At 62.7% G+C, this 16,234-nt stretch carries 18 protein-coding genes; 14 read left to right on the top strand and 4 right to left on the bottom strand.

The genetic code is table 11. The features are described from left to right. The first annotated feature begins 143 nt into the window (after positions 1–143). Together BN1233_RS07655 and BN1233_RS07650 are read left to right on the top strand one after the other, a co-directional pair. Positions 144–887, top strand: coding sequence for an SDR family NAD(P)-dependent oxidoreductase (locus tag BN1233_RS07655; protein ID WP_046862889.1), 744 nt, complete (start codon positions 144–146; stop codon positions 885–887). A 42-nt stretch (positions 888–929) separates the two neighbouring features. Beyond that, positions 930–1,295, top strand: coding sequence for a DUF488 domain-containing protein (locus BN1233_RS07650; protein ID WP_046863200.1), 366 nt, complete (start codon positions 930–932; stop codon positions 1,293–1,295). Between the two features lie 30 nt (positions 1,296–1,325). Here the strand turns inward: BN1233_RS07650 and msrA are convergent, their stop codons facing one another. Genes msrA through BN1233_RS07635 form a run of 3 tightly spaced genes read right to left on the bottom strand, consistent with a single transcriptional unit; the run spans position 1,326 to position 4,852 of the window. Next, positions 1,326–1,955, bottom strand: a complete 630-nt coding sequence (gene msrA / locus BN1233_RS07645; RefSeq protein WP_052763728.1) for a peptide-methionine (S)-S-oxide reductase MsrA — start codon at positions 1,953–1,955, stop codon at positions 1,326–1,328. A gap of 57 nt (positions 1,956–2,012) precedes the next feature. Beyond that, the gene (lon, locus tag BN1233_RS07640; protein ID WP_082145248.1) at positions 2,013–4,433 is read right to left on the bottom strand and encodes an endopeptidase La; all 2,421 of its coding nucleotides are present in this window, start codon (positions 4,431–4,433) and stop codon (positions 2,013–2,015) included. Between the two features lie 11 nt (positions 4,434–4,444). Next, a complete protein-coding gene (locus BN1233_RS07635; RefSeq protein WP_046862888.1) occupies positions 4,445–4,852 on the bottom strand; it encodes an Hsp20/alpha crystallin family protein in 408 nt (135 codons plus the stop codon). 193 nt (positions 4,853–5,045) lie between these two features. Between BN1233_RS07635 and BN1233_RS07630 the strand changes: the two genes are divergently transcribed. The 12 genes from BN1233_RS07630 to napH all read left to right on the top strand — a co-directional run bounded on the left by BN1233_RS07630 (position 5,046) and on the right by napH (position 14,828). Beyond that, positions 5,046–5,936, top strand: a complete 891-nt coding sequence (locus BN1233_RS07630) for a Clp1/GlmU family protein (protein ID WP_046862887.1) — start codon at positions 5,046–5,048, stop codon at positions 5,934–5,936. Between the two features lie 295 nt (positions 5,937–6,231). After that, positions 6,232–7,089 (top strand): methylamine utilization protein MauF, encoded by an 858-nt coding sequence (locus BN1233_RS07625; protein ID WP_046862886.1) that lies wholly within the window; start codon positions 6,232–6,234, stop codon positions 7,087–7,089. 160 nt (positions 7,090–7,249) lie between these two features. Beyond that, positions 7,250–8,482, top strand: a complete 1,233-nt coding sequence (mauB, locus tag BN1233_RS07620; RefSeq protein ID WP_046862885.1) for a methylamine dehydrogenase (amicyanin) large subunit — start codon at positions 7,250–7,252, stop codon at positions 8,480–8,482. An 8-nt stretch (positions 8,483–8,490) separates the two neighbouring features. Then, the gene (locus BN1233_RS07615; RefSeq protein WP_046862884.1) at positions 8,491–9,051 is read left to right on the top strand and encodes a MauE/DoxX family redox-associated membrane protein; all 561 of its coding nucleotides are present in this window, start codon (positions 8,491–8,493) and stop codon (positions 9,049–9,051) included. Between the two features lie 7 nt (positions 9,052–9,058). Then, positions 9,059–9,700: a methylamine dehydrogenase accessory protein MauD gene (gene mauD, locus BN1233_RS07610; protein WP_046863197.1), complete on the top strand. Its 642-nt coding sequence runs from the start codon at positions 9,059–9,061 to the stop codon at positions 9,698–9,700. Between the two features lie 35 nt (positions 9,701–9,735). Beyond that, positions 9,736–10,305, top strand: a complete 570-nt coding sequence (gene mauA / locus BN1233_RS07605) for a methylamine dehydrogenase (amicyanin) small subunit (protein WP_244470965.1) — start codon at positions 9,736–9,738, stop codon at positions 10,303–10,305. A gap of 80 nt (positions 10,306–10,385) precedes the next feature. Then, positions 10,386–10,757, top strand: a complete 372-nt coding sequence (locus BN1233_RS07600; RefSeq protein WP_046862882.1) for an amicyanin — start codon at positions 10,386–10,388, stop codon at positions 10,755–10,757. Between the two features lie 22 nt (positions 10,758–10,779). Continuing rightward, positions 10,780–11,685 carry a methylamine utilization protein MauJ gene (locus tag BN1233_RS07595; protein WP_046862881.1) on the top strand — a complete coding sequence of 302 codons (906 nt, stop codon included), beginning with the start codon at positions 10,780–10,782 and terminating at the stop codon, positions 11,683–11,685. Between the two features lie 51 nt (positions 11,686–11,736). Beyond that, a complete protein-coding gene (mauG, locus tag BN1233_RS07590; protein ID WP_244470964.1) occupies positions 11,737–12,816 on the top strand; it encodes a tryptophan tryptophylquinone biosynthesis enzyme MauG in 1,080 nt (359 codons plus the stop codon). 31 nt (positions 12,817–12,847) lie between these two features. Then, positions 12,848–13,183 carry a cupredoxin domain-containing protein gene (locus BN1233_RS07585; protein WP_244470963.1) on the top strand — a complete coding sequence of 112 codons (336 nt, stop codon included), beginning with the start codon at positions 12,848–12,850 and terminating at the stop codon, positions 13,181–13,183. Positions 13,184–13,212: 29 nt separating this feature from the next. After that, the gene (gene napG, locus BN1233_RS07580) at positions 13,213–13,875 is read left to right on the top strand and encodes a ferredoxin-type protein NapG (RefSeq protein WP_046862880.1); all 663 of its coding nucleotides are present in this window, start codon (positions 13,213–13,215) and stop codon (positions 13,873–13,875) included. Next, entirely contained in the window at positions 13,872–14,828 is a 957-nt protein-coding gene (napH, locus tag BN1233_RS07575) for a quinol dehydrogenase ferredoxin subunit NapH (protein ID WP_082145245.1), read from the top strand. Before napG ends, napH begins: the two co-directional genes overlap by 4 nt. Here napH and glnT read toward each other — a convergent pair. Next, complete coding sequence (gene glnT / locus BN1233_RS07570; protein WP_046862879.1) at positions 14,825–16,120, bottom strand: type III glutamate--ammonia ligase; 1,296 nt, start codon at positions 16,118–16,120, stop codon at positions 14,825–14,827. The genes napH and glnT overlap by 4 nt on opposite strands. Positions 16,121–16,234 lie beyond the last annotated feature (114 nt).

Here is a 16,234-nt window from a genome sequence, read left to right as displayed (position 1 = left end):
GTAGAAAATTCCCGAAAACCGAAGAAGAGAGCCGATCCCGTTGTCACGGGATCGGCTCTGACGACTCTGCATTGCCTCAATACAACCGCGTATCGGCATCAGCCAGCAAAGCAAATCAGAATAGATGTAGGAGCGCTCTCAGGATGGTGGATCGGTTTCAGAACAAGGTGATCCTCATCGCCGGCGGATCGCGAGGAATTGGCGCGGCGGTTGCACGCAGATTCGCCTCGCTTGGCGGAGAGGTCGCCATTGGCTATCGAACCCACCGCAATGCCGCAGATGCTCTGGTGTCGGATATCGAGGCCTTCGGCGGCGTTGCAAAGGCCCTCGAGGGCGATATCTCACGGGCGAACAGCGTGGAAACGCTCGTGCAGAACGTCATCGCTCACCTTGGTCGGATCGACGTTCTCGTGAACTGCGCCGCGGTTGCCCCCTATCGCCCGCTCGGCGCAATCGACGAAGCTCTGTTCCGTGAGATCTTCGACGCGAATGTCCTCGGCACCGTGCTGCTGACGCAAGCCGTTGTCCCTCACCTGCCCTCGCCCGGAGGACGGATCATCAACTTTTCTTCGCGTCTCGCCTTCAGCCCAATCCCGACGAGTTCGATCTATGCGGCATCGAAAGCCGCCGTGATCACTCTCACGCAGGCCTTCAGCAAAGAGCTCGGCCCCAAGGGCATCACCGTCAATGCCGTAGCCCCTGGCGTGATCGAGACGGACATGACAACCTCGATCATCGCCGAACGGGGCGATGCGATCCGGGCTGCGACTCCACTCGGGCGCATCGGTCAACCGGACGATATCGCAGGGATCGTTACGTTCCTCGCTTCTCCGGATGCAGGTTGGATCACTGGCCGCACGATTCTCGCGGATGGTGGCATGACCTGATCCTTGAGGCTAACCTCGGTGGCCTCTGCCCAGGGGGCTTCGGTGAGCAGCAAGATTCCGGCCCACAACGTCAACGTAAAGCGGATCTATGATCCGCCGGCTCCCAATGACGGCTTTCGCGTGCTCGTCGACCGGCTATGGCCTCGCGGGCTCTCGAAGGACACCGCAGCGTTCGACAAGTGGGTGAAGGACATCGCGCCCAGCGCAGAGCTCCGCCGGTGGTTCGGGCATGACCCCGCTCGCTGGAACGAATTCCGGCGGCGATATGCGGAGGAATTGAACCAGCACCAGGATCTGCTGGAAGATCTGCGCGAGCGGGCGCGGCAGGAACCGATCACCCTCGTGTATTCGGCGCGGGACGAGACGCACAATAACGCCGTCGCCTTGCGCGACCTGATCCTGAGCTGATAATGCAGCACGGATCGGAGCGAATTCGATTTACGACTCCTTCGGAGTGCCCGCTTCATCGCCCCAGACCTCCTTCAGCCGCGCATCGCGACCGCAGTTCCAGCGGTAGAACTCGTATTTCAGCTCGTGCTTGCGATAGTAATCCTGATGGTATTCCTCGGCCGGATAGAACTCGCCCGCGGGCGCGATTTCGGTTGCGATGCGACGGGGTGCGAAGCGCTGCTCGACGGCCGTCTTCGAGTCTTCGGCAAGCTGTTTCTGCCGGGGATCCAGATAGAAGATGGCCGAGCGGTACTGTGAACCAACATCACAGAACTGGGCGTTGGCCGTGAGCGGATCGATGTTGTGCCAGAAGACCTTCAGGAGGCCTTCGTATGAGACCCGGGAAGGGTCATACACGATCCGCACGGCCTCGGCATGGCCGGTGCCGCCGGCCGATACCTGCTGGTAGGTCGGGTTCGGCACGCTTCCACCGATATAGCCGGACGTCGTCGAGAGGACGCCCGACACCTTGTCGAAATCGGCTTCCACACACCAGAAGCAACCGCCTGCAAAGATTGCGACGGCCTCTGCATTTGCAGGTTCCGTCTGCCCATTCGCGAGCCCCGGCGCGGCCAGCAGGCTCAGCCCAAGAAGAAACCGGCCGATCAATCGTCTCATCAGATGCCTCCCTTGCCGCGCCTCTCTTCGTCGTCGCCAGGATCCCGGTGCGCAATTCTACTCGGCGGCCTCCGAAACCTCGGCGGGCTTGTCCTCGAGCGCCGCCGCGATCGCCTCGTCGACCCGCTCGAGCCAGATGAACTCCAGCCGGTTACGGGCGTCCTGCGGGATCTCCTCGAAGTCGCGTCGGTTGCGAGCCGGCAGCATGACACGGGTCAAGCCCGCGGCCGCGGCCGCGACCACCTTCTCCTTGATGCCGCCCACTGGGAGCACCAAGCCGCGCAGCGAAATCTCTCCGGTCATGGCCGTGTCGCTCCGGACGGTGCGGTTCGTCAGCAGCGACACGAGCGCCGTGAACATCGCGACGCCCGCGCTCGGCCCATCCTTGGGCGTCGCGCCCGCCGGAACATGCACGTGGATGTCGCTCTTCTCGAACAGGCTCGGATCGACACCCAGCGAGACTGCGCGGCTCTTGACGAGGCTCAGAGCGGCTTGCGCGCTCTCGCGCATTACGTCTCCGAGTTGCCCGGTCAGGATCAGGCTACCCTTGCCGGGCGCGCGAGTGGCCTCGATGAACAGGATATCGCCTCCAACCGGCGTCCACGCGAGCCCGGTCGCAACACCCGGCACGCTCGTGCGCATCGCAACTTCGTTCTCGAACCGCGGAGGGCCGAGCACCGTCGCGAGGTCGTCCGCCGTGATGCGCACGTGTTCCGCGCTGCCTTCGGCAATGCGCACCGCTGCGTGGCGCAAGGCCTTGCCAATCTCACGCTCGAGATTCCGCACGCCCGCCTCGCGAGTATATCCGCGGATGATCGCCCGTAGCGTATCATCGTCGATCTCGGCCTGCTCGGGCTTGAGGCCATTCGCCTCCAGCTGCCGCCGCACGAGATAGCGGCGCGCGATCTCGAGCTTCTCGTCCTCCGTATAGCCCGCAAGGCTGATGACCTCCATGCGATCCCGTAAGGGGCCGGGGATCGTGTCCAGCATGTTGGCCGTCGCGATGAATACGACGCGCGAGAGATCGAAGGGAACGCCGAGATAATTGTCCCGGAACGTATTGTTCTGCTCCGGATCGAGCACCTCGAGCATCGCCGCCGACGGATCGCCCTGGATGCCGCGCCCCATCTTGTCGATCTCGTCCAGCATCATCACGCAGTTGCGCGCCCCGGCTTTCTTGATCGCCTGAATGATGTTGCCCGGAAGCGCGCCGACATAGGTCCGCCGGTGGCCGCGGATCTCAGCCTCATCGTGCACACCGCCGAGGCTGACCCGCACGAAGGGCCGTCCCATCGCCCGGGCGATCGACTGCCCGAGAGAGGTCTTGCCGACGCCGGGCGGGCCGACGAAGCACAGGATCGGCGCCTTGCCGTGCGGGGCCAGCTTGCGCACGGCCAGATACTCGACAATGCGACTCTTGATCTTCTCGAGGCCGTAATGGTCCTCGTCGAGGATGCGCCGCGCTTCGGCGATGTCGATGGGCTTCTCGTCGGGCAGGCTCCAAGGCAGTTCGATCAGCCAATCGAGATAGGTGCGGATCATGCCCGACTCGGCGGCGGCCTCAGGCATCCGCTCGTAGCGGCGCAGTTCCTTGCGCGCCTGCTCCTCGACCTCCTTCGGCATGTCGGCCTTGGCGATGGCCTCGTTGAGTTCGGCGACCTCCTGGGCCTTGCCGTCCGCCTCGCCGAGCTGGCGCTGAATGGCAGCCATCTGTTCGCGCAGCACCGCCTCGCGTTGGCGTTCGTCGAGGGCGGCCTTGGTCTGGCGGCCGATCTCCTGGGATAGGCGGAGCACCTCGATGCGTTGCGCGAGAAGACGCGAGACCTTTTCCATTCGCGCGGTGAGATCGATGCTCTCCAGGATGTCCTGCTTCTCTTCAGGCCGAATATCCATGTAGGACGCAGCAAGGTCGGCGACGGCGGCCGGCGAAGTTGCCCCTCGAACCGCGGCGACGAGCTCCTGCGGAGCCTGGGGCAGAAGCTGGAGCGCCTCCACGGCCTGGCTCTGCAGATTCAGGAAATGGGCCTCGATCTCCGGCGTGCGGGTCTCGGGTTCGGGGATGTGCAGGACGCGCGCCACGGGGAACGGCGTTCCCGGCAGGAGATCCAGGATTCGGATGCGCTGCACGCCCTGACAGACGATATGGTGGGATCCGTCCGGGGCCGTCATGTAGCGCACGATATTGGCGATGGTGCCGACCTGGTAGAGATCCCGCAGGTCGGGATCAACGACTTCAGCATCGCGCTGCATGACGATGCCGATCGGCCGCTCCTCTCGCACGGCCTGCTGAACCGCCGCGACCGATTTCGGGCGCCCGATGCTGATCGGGATGATGATGCCCGGAAACAGGACCGTGTTGCGGACCGGGAGAAGGATCACGCCGTCCGGCGGCAGCGGCACGCTTTCGATCGTGATGGTGTGGTCGCCCGGAGAGGCTGCGGTAGACGGCGTGTTGCCGGCGTCGCTGAAGAGGATCATCGAATGCTCCCTCAAGCCGTCTTCGCGAGGCTGAACACAAGACAGCCGTTCTCGGCGAAATGCGTTACGGTGTACCGGCCCGGCGGCAGGGTAACCCGGCGCTCGAAGCGGCCTTGCGGCAGCTCAAGGCGATGAATGACGGCGTTGCGGAGGGCCGGCGGCAAGACACGGCGCCCGCTGACCACGAGAGTCCCGTCCTCGATCGTAGCCACGACATGGTCGGGATCGACACCCGGGAGAGAGACGAGGATCAGTATCTCCCGCTCGGTCTCGAGCACGTCTATGGGCGGTTCCCAAGTGGGCTCCCCCGCGCCGGGCGAGCGCTGCAACTGGAAGAACTGGCGATGCATGCGCTCCGCGCGGGCCAAGGTTTCGATCGCCTCGGACAGCATCCAGTTCGCAGGGTCGCGGCTCGGCATGGGGCCTCCTCGAACACCAGAGACACGTGCCCTGGAGATGAGGTCTCGTCACCAGAAGGCAAGCGTGAGCGCCGTCATTCGGTGCGGGTAACGGACGTCCCAGGAGCCTGTCGGCTCCGGGATGCGACGCTTGCCTCACGAGGACAGTGCGCCATTGTGCGGCAGCAGCACCGCTCGGCTTTGGTTACCGACCTTGGCACCCGAATACGACACCGCAGATGCTGGCGATGAGCTGCCCGCCGACTGGGCCGATGCGGCCGCTGCCGTTGCCTGCGGCAGGGCATCCCGGATTCTGGTCCTCGGGCCAGCCGACGTGGGCAAGACATCCTTCTGCCGCGCGATGGTCCGAGCGGTTGCGCCGCTTCGGACGATCGCCGTCCTCGACGCCGATGTCGGGCAGAAAATGATCGGGCCGCCAGCCTGCGTCACGCTCGGCCGCGGAGAACCGGATGGGCGGCTCACCCTCACCGCCCTCGCCTTCGTGGGAACGATCGATCCCGTCCGAGGCTGGACGTGTGTCGTTGCGGCGCTGCCGGTGCTTGCAGAGGAAGCGGACGTCGGCGTGACCCTCGTGAATACGGGCGGCCTGCTCTCCGGGCCGGGCCGCCGCCTCAAGGAGGCGAAGATCGAACGGCTGCAACCGGATCTCCTGATCATGCTCGGTGATCACCCGGTGCTGGAGGCGCTCGCGGGTGCGTATTCCTCCCTCCCCTGCCTTCGGCTCAGCGTTTCGCCACAGGCGCGACGCAAGAGCGACGCCGAGCGGCGCCGCGCCAGAGGCGACGCATTTCGCCGTTATTTCGATGGAGCGATGACATGGACGGCGGAAGCCAACGAACTGCTGAAACAGGATGCCAGTGCCAGGATTCCGCTGCGGCTCCTGGTCGGCCTACGTGATGAACGAGCGCGCGATATTGGAGTTGGTATCGTCGCCGATATCGACGCCTCGTCCGAGAGGCTGAGACTGCTCACGCCGGTGCTGCAGCACAGGGTCCATTCCACATGTCCGGGTGAACTGGTCCTGGACAGCAAATTCCGCGAGGCCCGGATCTGCCCGGACTCGATCAGGATATCCAAGAACTGAGCTAACCTGACCTTCGACGCCAGCCCGAATGGCGTTCGCTCGCCGCTGATACGCGGGCGATTCACAGCCTATCGAGCATGCCGTCACGAGATTTGGCTCGGTGTGGCCGAACAGCCGCGCGAGCGACTGGCCGCACCTCTTGGTCCTATGTGTTGGATTAGTACGGCCAAGCTACGGACGGCCGGGAATGTTTCTTGACGAGAAAAATTGTTTCAGCTATCGCTAAGCGTGTCCGTTGAGAACCATACACGAAAGTAAGGCGCTGGGCGAGGAAGCTCCAAAGGAGGCTATTGTTATGTCGATTCTCGTGTCGCCGTCTATTGGCGATTCGATTCATGGCGCGAATACTCATGTCGAGGGCGTCGCGGACTGCGTTTCCTTTCCGAAAGAGCAGTCGACTTTCACGCGCGCTGCCAGTTTTTCCATTGCCGCGGCGGCAGGAATTGCCGGCGGATACTTTGCAGCCCAGGTCATGCCGGAGCAGGACGTTGCGTGGCGAATGCTCGCCGGCTTGGCTTTCTTAGGCGGCCTCCTGTCGACATGGTCACCTTGCGGCTATTCCAGTCTCTGCCTCTTGCGGCCGGCGGGGCGCTATTCAGCCAACACCGTGATGCGCTGGCTGCCGACATTCATTGTGCATGGGCTCGGCTATGCACTCGGCGCCCTCGTCCTCGGTACGATCCTCGGCCTAGGCGGCCATCTCCTCGGCTTCGCGGGCTACACGACGATTTCGACAATCGGCCTAGCGGCAGCGGCGATCCTCTACGGCGCACATCAGCTCGGCTTCATTCGCGTTCCTTATCCGCAACGCAAGGCCCAAGTCCCCCATGATGCGCGCCAACGCTTCCCGATGTGGGTGATTGGGGGAATCTATGGCGTGGCGCTCGGGCTGAACTACCTGACCTACGTGCAGACGCCGATCCTCTATCTGGTAACTGCCGTTGCTATGCTGAGCGGCGATGCCATGGTCGCCATCGGCGTGTTTGCGCTCTTCAATCTCGGCCGCTTCCTACCCATGGCAGTAAACCTGCTGCCCGTCACGGATATTGGTGTCCAGGGTTGGCTCGCTCGCCGGCAGGAACAGGCAGCGACTCTCGATGGAGCTCTGCTCGTCGCCGCCGGCTGTGTCCTGCTGACACTCGCCGCGCTCTAGGAACAGCTCCGAACCATCGTCGGCTTACACTGATCGAACGGGCTCGCGGCGGCACGCATTCGTCGACGCGCGCCACCTTGGCCGGTCCGAATTCGGGGCGAATTCCACGCCCGGTTCTCTCATCATTCTGCTTCTCATTGTCACCTCAAGGGAGGAAACCATGACGCACGTCTCTCGCAAGGATAAGATTGTCTCGAAATACCGATCTGCACTGTTGAGTGCTTCTGCAAGCCTCGCCTTGCTGCTGTCCGGCTCCGCCATGGCCCAGCAGCCGGGTGCCGCCCCCTCCGCCACCACGCCTCAAGGGGCCACCCAGGGTCTGCCCGTCGACGAGCCTGTCATCCTGAAGGCTCCGGCTCCGAATGCCCGGCGCGTCTATGTGAGCGACGTCGCGCACTTCAATGCCGTCAGCCAGATGTTCACGATCGACGGCGAGAAAGGCCGCGTGCTCGGGATGACGGACGGCGGCTTCCTGCCGAACGCCGCCGTCGCAAACGACGGCTCGTTCTTCGCACTGGCGAGCACTGTCTTCTCGCGCATTGCTCGCGGCAAACGCACCGATTACGTCGAGGTCTTCGACTCGCAAACGCATGACCCGATCGCGGATATCGAACTGCCGAACCAGCCGCGCTTTCTCGTCGGCACCTATCCCTGGATGACGGCGCTAACGCCCGACAACAAGCACCTCCTGTTCTATCAGTTCTCACCTTCGCCGGCGGTGGGCCTCGTCAATCTAGCGGACAAGAAGTTCGTCAAGATGCTCGAAGTGCCCGACTGCTATCACATCTTCCCGTCGGCCAAGCAGGACTTCTTCATGCATTGCCGCGACGGCAGCATGCTCAAGGTCACCTTCAAAGAGGACGGGTCGGCCGAGACGAAGAAATCGCAGGTCTTCCACAAGGAAGACGATTATCTCATCAATCATCCGGCTTACTCCATGAAGGCTGGACGCATCGTATGGCCGACTTACACCGGCAAGATCTTCCAGGTCGACGTTTCTTCGAACGAAGCCAAATTCCCGCCGGCCTTCGAGGCCTTCACCGATGCGGAGAAGGCAGACAGATGGGCGCCAGGTGGCTGGCAGCAGGTCGCCTATCATCGGCAGAGTGACCGGATCTTCCTGCTCGCCGACCAGCGCGACAAGTGGACCCACAAGACGGCAAGCCGGTTCGTCTTCGTCTACGATGCGAAGAACGGCCAGCGCATCAAGAGAATCGACCTCGGCCACGAGATCGACTCCATTGCTGTCAGCCAGGAGAACACTCCGCAGCTCTATGCGCTCTCGACGGGAGACAAGACACTCTACATCTTCGATCCGGAAACCGGCAAGGAAACCATGAAGGTCAACGAGCTCGGCCACGGTCCCCAGGTCATCTACACCACGGACATGTGACCGGCGCCATGTCCGTCTGGGATGAACCGCTCGTTGCGATCTTTGCGAGATCGTTTCTGGCTTTCCTCTTCGCTGCCGCAGCTGTCTCGAAGCTGCGGCAGCGGGAGGAGTTCTTCGGCGTCGTTCGGAACTTCCGGATGATGCCCGAGGCGCTTGCCCGGCCCGTGGCGGCAATCCTCCCCTGGGTCGAGCTCGCCGTCGCAGCGGGCCTCGCCGTCGGGATCACCGCTCCCTATGCCGCTTTCACTGCGGGTGGTTTGCTGGTGCTGTTCGGGATTGCAATCGGCGTCAACGTCCTGCGTGGACGCCGGGCCATCGATTGCGGCTGCTTCCGGATGGGAATGAAGCAGTCGTTGAGCTGGATGCTCGTCGGGCGCAACGCTGTACTCGCCAGCGCCGCCTTCTGGCTCGCCTATACGCTTCCCCTTGTGCGGCCGGCCAATATCGCGGAACTTGCGATCGGCATCATCGCGGCGAGTTTTGCGCTGCTCCTCTACTTCAGCGCGACGTATCTCAGCGCACTGTCGAGCGCGTCGCGAACAGATAACTCACTTTTCTCACAAGGATGACATGACCATGACACAGCAATTGTTGGTCGCATCGAACGTCCTGCTCTGGCTCGCGCTGTTCGGGCTCGGCATCGTCGTGGTAGGCCTCATGCGGCAGATAGGCCTTCTGCATGAGCGGTCCTCCCCGATGGGAGCCATGATGACCGACCACGGTCCCGACATCGGCGACCCGGCACCCGCCTTCAACGTCGTGGATTACAACGGCGCTCCCGTCCGCATCGGCGGCCCGAACCCGCAGAAGCGCGCGACGCTTCTGATGTTCACCGCGCCGACCTGCCCGATCTGCGACAAGCTCTTCCCGATCATCAAGTCAATCGCCAAAGCCGAGAAGATCTCGGTCATTCTGGTCAGCGACGGGCAGCCCGACGAGCATGAGCGCTTCCTGAAAAGCCATGACCTTGGCAGCATTCCGTATGTCGTCTCGCCCGAAGTCGGGATGCGGTTCCAAGTGGGTAAGATTCCCTATGGTGTCTTGCTCGATGCGTCCGGCACCATTCGCGCCAAGGGCCTGACGAACACGCGCGAACACCTGGAGAGCCTTCTGGAGGCGGACAAGAGCGGCTTCGCATCGATCCAGAAGTACATGTCCAGCCAGCGCATGCACGCTCAAAGCAGCAAGGACAGCCCCGTCAGCGGCCAGGCCGCTTGAGCAAGGGTTCACCCGACACTTTCTCAGACGAAGGTATGGAGGACGCCATGTTAGGAAGATCTCGATTCGACGAAATGTTCGAAAAACTGTCGCGCAAGGTTGCGGGACATACCAGCCGCCGCGGATTCATCGGCCGCGTGGGCACCGCCGTCGCCGGTGTGGCGCTGGTTCCCCTCTTGCCGGTCGACCGGCGTGGCCGCGTCAGCCGCGCGGAGGCCGCCGGGGGCGCTGCCCCCAGGACCAAGTGGACGCCGCATGACGGCGACATTCAGGATTGCAATTACTGGCGGCATTGCTCGATCGACGGCAATATCTGCGATTGCAGCGGCGGCTCGCTGACGAACTGCCCTCCGGGCACCAAGCTGGCCTCGAGCTCATGGGTTGCTAGCTGCTACAACCCGACCGACAAGCAGAGCTACCTGATCTCGTATCGCGACTGCTGCGGCAAGAACGTCTCCGGGCGCTGCGCCTGCCTCAACACCGAAGGCGAGCTGCCGGTCTATCGGCCGGAATTCGCAAACGACATCATCTGGTGCTTCGGCGCCGAGGACGATGCCATGACCTATCACTGCACCATCTCGCCGATTATCGGAAAAGCGGCCTAAGGTGCGGTGGGGCGGCGCCTCGGTTCCCCACGAGTGCGCCGCCCTCCGGATCTCTCAAAATAAGAAAAGGACTTTTACAGATGCGTTCTCTTCTTCTGGTGTCTTTCTGTGTCGCTCTTCCGCTCGGCTCTGCTCTTGCGGCCGATGCGATCGAGGTTCTCGCCGACCCCGCTGCCGTAACCGGCGAGGTCAAGGAGATCAGAATCTCGAAGATGAAGTTCGACCAGCCGGAGATCAGGGTCAAAACCGGGTCTGTTGTCACGTGGGTCAACACTGAAGCTCTTCCCCACAACGTTCATTTTCTGGTCGACTCATCCGACAAGAGCAAGGACATCCAGGGGCCGATGCTTCGGGCCAATCAGAAATACTCCGTTCGGTTCAATCAGGCCGGAACGTACGAATACACCTGCACTCCCCATCCCTTCATGAAGGCCAAGGTCATCGCCGAATAGAGCGGAGAAACGAGCATCGGTCATGTGGATCCCTTACGGCCTGCAGGGGCATCTGAAAGCGGAAAGTGCTCCGGCGACCATCGAGCAGTCGAAGGCTGATCGCTCGGAGCGGGACATCGTCGTCGGCTTCTTCGTGATGAACCCGGTCACGCAGACCTGGGAAATCGACATTTCCGCCGCAAGCGCCACTGATGTCCTTCAAACTACAATCGGAGGTGTTGCGGCTGTCGTGGCGTTCTATGGAGGCGATGCCGGCAAGGTGAATGAGGTCATCTATCGGCTGAGAGCCCCCTCGCCTCTCGAGGCCTTCACGGTCTGTTATCGCGACCTTGAGGATCGCCTCGCGCGCTGGGCGCTGGAACTCGGACGCGGCATGGCGATAGCGGGCTGGCAGATTGCCGATCCCCAGCACAAGGCGCGTTGGCGTTGCACGCCATTCCGCCCGAGTGCAGTCGCACTCGACCCCACGGTGATCGAAGGCGCGCCACCCGGCCATCAAGCCGTCCTGGCCCTCTACCGCAACGCGCGCAACGCTTCCGATCCCGCATGGCGGCTCCTTTGCGCCGTTTCGATCCTGAGATCCTGGCAGCGCCAGGAAGAGCCCTTCGCCTCGACCAACCGCCGCCTCGCCTATACGGGAGGACACCGCCGAGAGCACCGTGTCACCTTCGAGATGCTGGTCCATAGCGGCGCGATCGCTACGGCACCGGATCTTCGCGACCGCCCCTTCGAGGACCTAATCGACCGGCTCGAGCCGCTTCGTGAGACCATCATGCGCCAGCTCGACCGCCCCCACGGCGAAATGTCGGGCTTCGAGGCAAGATCGGCGCTCGTGCAGATGGCGAATCTCGCAGACACCGCAGCGCGCGAAGTGCTGCTCGAGGAACTCGCCTTCTGCAGTACATCGGAGATGCTGCTGGCGTCCTGAAGACGCTCGGCACCATCCGAGTGGCTGGACGTTGTTGGAAGATTGCGTGAGATGGGTATTGAAGCGTTTCTGGGTCGGAAGATGGTTCTTGGATGGGCAGTCGCGCTGGCCGGTGCAGCCGCCCTCCTCGTCCATGCTGATTCCCTGGCTCGGGAGGCCGATCCCGGCCAAGCGATCGCGGCTTCCGGATCGGCGGTCGAGCGCCTGAAGGCCCGCTTTCGCCGGCCCGAGGCCATCCCATTCCCGAAGTCAAATCCCCATTCGCCCGAAAAGGAAGAGCTCGGCAAGCTCCTGTTCTTTGATCCACGGCTGTCGCGCTCCGCCAGCGTCTCCTGCGCGAGTTGCCATAACCCGAGCCTGGGCTGGACGGATGCTCTGCCTCGGGCGATCGGATACGAGATGAGGCCACTGGCCAGGCGCACGCCTCCGGTTATGAATCTGGCCTGGGGTTTGGCCTTCCAGTGGGACGGGCGCGCCGAGACGCTCGAGCATCAGGCTCGCATGCCGATCACAGCGCCGGACGAGATGAACATGACGATGGACCTCGTCGTCGAGCGTCTCAAGTCGATTCCCGGCTATCGGGTGCTGTTCGAGAAGGCATTCGGCGGTCCGGACCCGATTACGGCTGGCAACGTAACGGCAGCTCTCGCCACTTATCAGAGAACCCTCGTATCTGGCGTCGCGCCCTTCGACCGTTGGGTCGAGGGCGACGAGGATGCGATCGGCCCGGAAGCGAAGAGAGGTTTCGTTCTCTTCAATGAAAAGGCGCGGTGTAGCGCCTGCCACTCCACCTGGCGTTTCACGGACGACAGTTTCCACGATATCGGACTCGACACTCACGATCCCGGACGTGGCAAGTTCGTGCCCCCGAACGTTGTGGTCATGCGCCACGCCTTCAAGACGCCGTCCTTGCGGGATCTGAGACTGCAGGGCCCCTACATGCACGATGGGTCCGTAAAGACGCTTGAAGACGTGATCGAGCATTACGTGAAGGGCGGTGAACGACGCCCCAGCCTCTCTCCCGAAATGAAGCCCGTAGAGCTCTCGACAGCCGAACGGAACGATCTCGTGGCCTTTCTCGCGTCGCTGAGAGCCGAGCCCGCGAAGGTCACACTCCCGCAGCTGCCATAAAGATCATGCATGAGGACCCGAGATGATACGCATGACCTCATTCCTGGCCGCGATCGCCGTGGTCGGATTCTTCGCAATCAGCGAACCACAAGCCGCATCTGCGACAACGTTCGAGCTTGTCATTCATCACGCCGAACTCGAAGATACCGGGATCAGCCCGAAGGTGGGCGACACGATCACTTTCATCAACGATGCGGACATCTCTCACAATCTCTACCTGACCTATGAGGATGGCCATGTCGAGACGCTCGATACGCAAATCCCCAAGACCAAGAAATCTGTCGTCTTGCGTCAACCGGGGAAAGTCGTCGTGCGCTGCTGGATTCACCCCGTCATCAGAATGGAGATGACCGTCGGCGCCAATTGAGCGCCTGCATAGGACCAGAGGTTGCGCCAATGGCGAGTGCGAAGAAGCCGTCCCGCCGCGAGGTTCTCGCAAGCGGCATCAAGGCCGGGGGCGTGACTTGCCTTGCTGCCGTCGCCCTCGCGGCCTATGTCGAAAGCTCCCGGAAGGCGGAGGCTCACGCGCTCCGGCCGCCGGGCGCCCTGCCGGAGGACGATTTTCTCTCGGCTTGCGTGCGCTGCGGCCTCTGCGTTCGCGCCTGCCCCTACGACACGCTCCGGCTCGCGACCCTGGCGGACTCCGCTCCGCTCGGCACACCCTTCTTCGTCGCCCGCGAGACGCCCTGCGCCATGTGCGTGGACGTCCCCTGCGCCAGGGCCTGCCCGACCGGCGCGCTCGACCGGGATATCGCGAGCATTCGTGATGCCGATATGGGTGTCGCAGTGCTCGTCGGCCACGAAACTTGTCTGAATTACAAGGGCATGACCTGCAGCATCTGCCATCGGGTCTGCCCGATCCGCGACGAGGCGATCACACTCGAGACACAGGTCATCAAGGGGCGACGCATGGTGATCCCGACCGTCCATTCCGATCACTGCACCGGTTGCGGAACCTGCGAGAAGCACTGCGTCCTCGGCCATGCCGCCATTCGCGTGCTGCCGCGGGAGCTCGGCCTCGGTGGCCCCGGCCGCAATGCAGCCGGGCGGCCTGCGTGAGCGGCTTCAGCATCACGGCCGAGAGTCGCAGGCTGGGTGTCGGGGCCAAGGGCTGGCTGCGAGCGCACAGGTGGTGGCTGCTGCGACGCGCTTCGCAGGCGACAGCCCTCGCGGTCTTCATGGCCGGACCAATGGCCGGTCTGTGGTTGACGCGCGGCAATTTCGCCTCGAGCGAAATCCTGGGCGTCATCCCCTTCAGCGATCCGTTCATCCTCCTGCAATCCGTTGCAGCCGGAATGGTGCCGGCGCAAGTCGCCACCCTTGGCGCAGCACTCATCGTCACTCTGTACTTGATCGTTGGCGGCCGGGCCTATTGCGGCTGGATCTGCCCCGTGAACGTTGTCACGGACGCAGCACACTGGCTTCGGGAGAAGCTCGGCATCACCCGGGATCGCAAGCTAGACCGGCGCACACGGCTCTGGATCCTGGCGGCAGCGCTCCTGGCGTCTTTCCTGACAGGCACGATCGCATGGGAATTCGTGAATCCCGTGAGCGTGCTGCAACGCGGGCTCATCTTTGGCATGGGAGCCGGCTGGGCGATCGTCCTGGCCGTGTTCATGCTCGACCTGTTCGTGACCCGGCGAGGCTGGTGCAGCCATCTTTGCCCGGTCGGAGCATTCTACGGAGCTGTCGGCACGGCCAGCATCGTCCGGGTCGCCGCCGTCCGCCGGGGGGATTGCACCAATTGCGGTGCGTGCTTCAACGTATGCTCCGAGCCTCACGTGATCACGCCTGCGCTCAAAGGCGATGGGACGCGGGCTATCCTTTCCGGAGATTGCCTCAATTGCGGGGGCTGCATCGATGCCTGCCCGGTGAACGTTTTCGAGATGTCTACCCGGTGGCATCACTCAGGGAAAGCTGCGGAGGAGCATGCTCCGCCCATTCCTGATCGGTCTGGATGCAATTCCGACAGTCTTGGGCGGCAGCACGCATCCAGTTGTGCAACCGGCTAGCAATCCAGCGTCGTGTCTCGCTCCCATTGCGTCAGATGCCGCATATAGGCGTTCCACTCTTCGGTTTTCAGCTTGAGATAGGCCGGCACGAATCCCCCGAGCGCTTCGTTGAGCACTTGGCAGCGCTCGAGGGCCCGCAAGGCATCGAGCAGGTTGAGCGGCAGGCGCTTCACGTCGATCGTGTGGCGCTCGGTATACATGTTGATATCCAGGCGCTGGCCCGGATCGCGCTGGTTGCGCATTCCGTCGAGTCCTGCCGCCAGGATTCCCGCCTGCAGGAGATAGGGATTCGCAGCGCCGTCAGGTGAGCGGATTTCGAAACGGCCGCCCCGAGGGATACGAATCATATGGGTCCGGTTGTCGCCCGTATAGGTGATGGAGCCGGGAGACCATGTTGCACCCGAGGCCGTGTGAATTGCATTGATACGTTTGTAGGAATTAACGGTTGGGGTAAAGAGCGCCGCCAGAGCATCGGCCGAGTGGATGATCCCTCCGATGAAGTAATAAGCGAGTTTCGACAAGCCGAGTTCGTCCTGGCTATCGGCAAAAAGGTTCCGGTCCCCCTGCCAGGCCGAAACATGGACATGGCACCCGGAGCCGGTTAGTTCGGCGAACGGCTTCGGCATGAAGGTGGCGCGCATCCCATGCTTTTCCGCGACCGTACGCGTCATGTATTTGAAGAAGGCATGCCGATCCGCGGTGACCAGTGCGTCGTCATAATCCCAGTTGATCTCGAATTGGCCATTACCGTCCTCATGGTCGCTCTGATAGGGCTTCCACCCTAGAGCGAGCATCGAATCGCAAATCTCGGTGATGACGTCATAGCTGCGCATCAGGGCGGATTGATCATAACAGGGCTTCTTTTGAAGATCCGCAGAGTCAGCTGGCGAAAGCCCATCAGGGGTGAGCAGAAAAAATTCGCATTCGACCCCGGACTTCAATTGTAGCCCGCTCCGACCTGCATCAGCAACCAAGCGCTTCAGCAGGTTGCGCGGCGCCTGCTCGACCGGCTGACCGTTCCTGAACAGGTCGGCGGCGAGCCACCCGACCTCCTGTTTCCACGGCAACTGGATGAGGGTATCGGGATCCGGCAGCGCGAACAGGTCGGAATCCGCCGGCGACATGTCGAGCCACGTCGCAAAGCCCGCGAAGTTGACGCCGTTCCTGGCTGCTGATCCGATCGCCGCGGCCGGCACGAGCTTTGCACGTTGCGCGCCGAACAGATCAGTAAACGAAATCAGAAAATACTTGATGCCCCGTTCTCGGGCAGCACTCTCGAGATCCAGCGTCATTGCAGCACAATTCTTTCGTGTCGTTGGAAAACTGCCGAAACACCAAGGTGCCCTTATCCGATCTGATCTACTCGACCGTGATGCATTCGGTCTCGGCGATCAACCGGGCCGGAG

Source organism: Microvirga massiliensis (genome assembly GCF_001006805.1).
In the GTDB taxonomy this organism is placed as follows: Bacteria; Pseudomonadota; Alphaproteobacteria; order Rhizobiales; family Beijerinckiaceae; genus Microvirga; species Microvirga massiliensis.
This window is presented reverse-complemented; position numbering and strand designations above follow the sequence as displayed.

Excerpts from the sequence above, each read along its gene's own strand:
- BN1233_RS07655 (WP_046862889.1), top strand. The coding sequence starts at position 144 with ATGGTGGATCGGTTTCAGAACAAGGTGATCCTCATCGCCGGCGGATCG.
- BN1233_RS07635 (WP_046862888.1), bottom strand. The coding sequence starts at position 4,852 with ATGCCGAGCCGCGACCCTGCGAACTGGATGCTGTCCGAGGCGATCGAA.
- mauG (WP_244470964.1), top strand. The coding sequence starts at position 11,737 with ATGGGTATTGAAGCGTTTCTGGGTCGGAAGATGGTTCTTGGATGGGCA.
- napG (WP_046862880.1), top strand. The coding sequence starts at position 13,213 with ATGGCGAGTGCGAAGAAGCCGTCCCGCCGCGAGGTTCTCGCAAGCGGC.
- msrA (WP_052763728.1), bottom strand. The coding sequence starts at position 1,955 with ATGAGACGATTGATCGGCCGGTTTCTTCTTGGGCTGAGCCTGCTGGCC.
- BN1233_RS07615 (WP_046862884.1), top strand. The coding sequence starts at position 8,491 with ATGTCCGTCTGGGATGAACCGCTCGTTGCGATCTTTGCGAGATCGTTT.
- BN1233_RS07585 (WP_244470963.1), top strand. The coding sequence starts at position 12,848 with ATGACCTCATTCCTGGCCGCGATCGCCGTGGTCGGATTCTTCGCAATC.
- BN1233_RS07625 (WP_046862886.1), top strand. The coding sequence starts at position 6,232 with ATGTCGATTCTCGTGTCGCCGTCTATTGGCGATTCGATTCATGGCGCG.
- BN1233_RS07595 (WP_046862881.1), top strand. The coding sequence starts at position 10,780 with ATGTGGATCCCTTACGGCCTGCAGGGGCATCTGAAAGCGGAAAGTGCT.
- mauB (WP_046862885.1), top strand. The coding sequence starts at position 7,250 with ATGACGCACGTCTCTCGCAAGGATAAGATTGTCTCGAAATACCGATCT.
- lon (WP_082145248.1), bottom strand. The coding sequence starts at position 4,433 with ATGATCCTCTTCAGCGACGCCGGCAACACGCCGTCTACCGCAGCCTCT.
- BN1233_RS07600 (WP_046862882.1), top strand. The coding sequence starts at position 10,386 with ATGCGTTCTCTTCTTCTGGTGTCTTTCTGTGTCGCTCTTCCGCTCGGC.
- mauA (WP_244470965.1), top strand. The coding sequence starts at position 9,736 with ATGGAGGACGCCATGTTAGGAAGATCTCGATTCGACGAAATGTTCGAA.
- mauD (WP_046863197.1), top strand. The coding sequence starts at position 9,059 with ATGACACAGCAATTGTTGGTCGCATCGAACGTCCTGCTCTGGCTCGCG.
- glnT (WP_046862879.1), bottom strand. The coding sequence starts at position 16,120 with ATGACGCTGGATCTCGAGAGTGCTGCCCGAGAACGGGGCATCAAGTAT.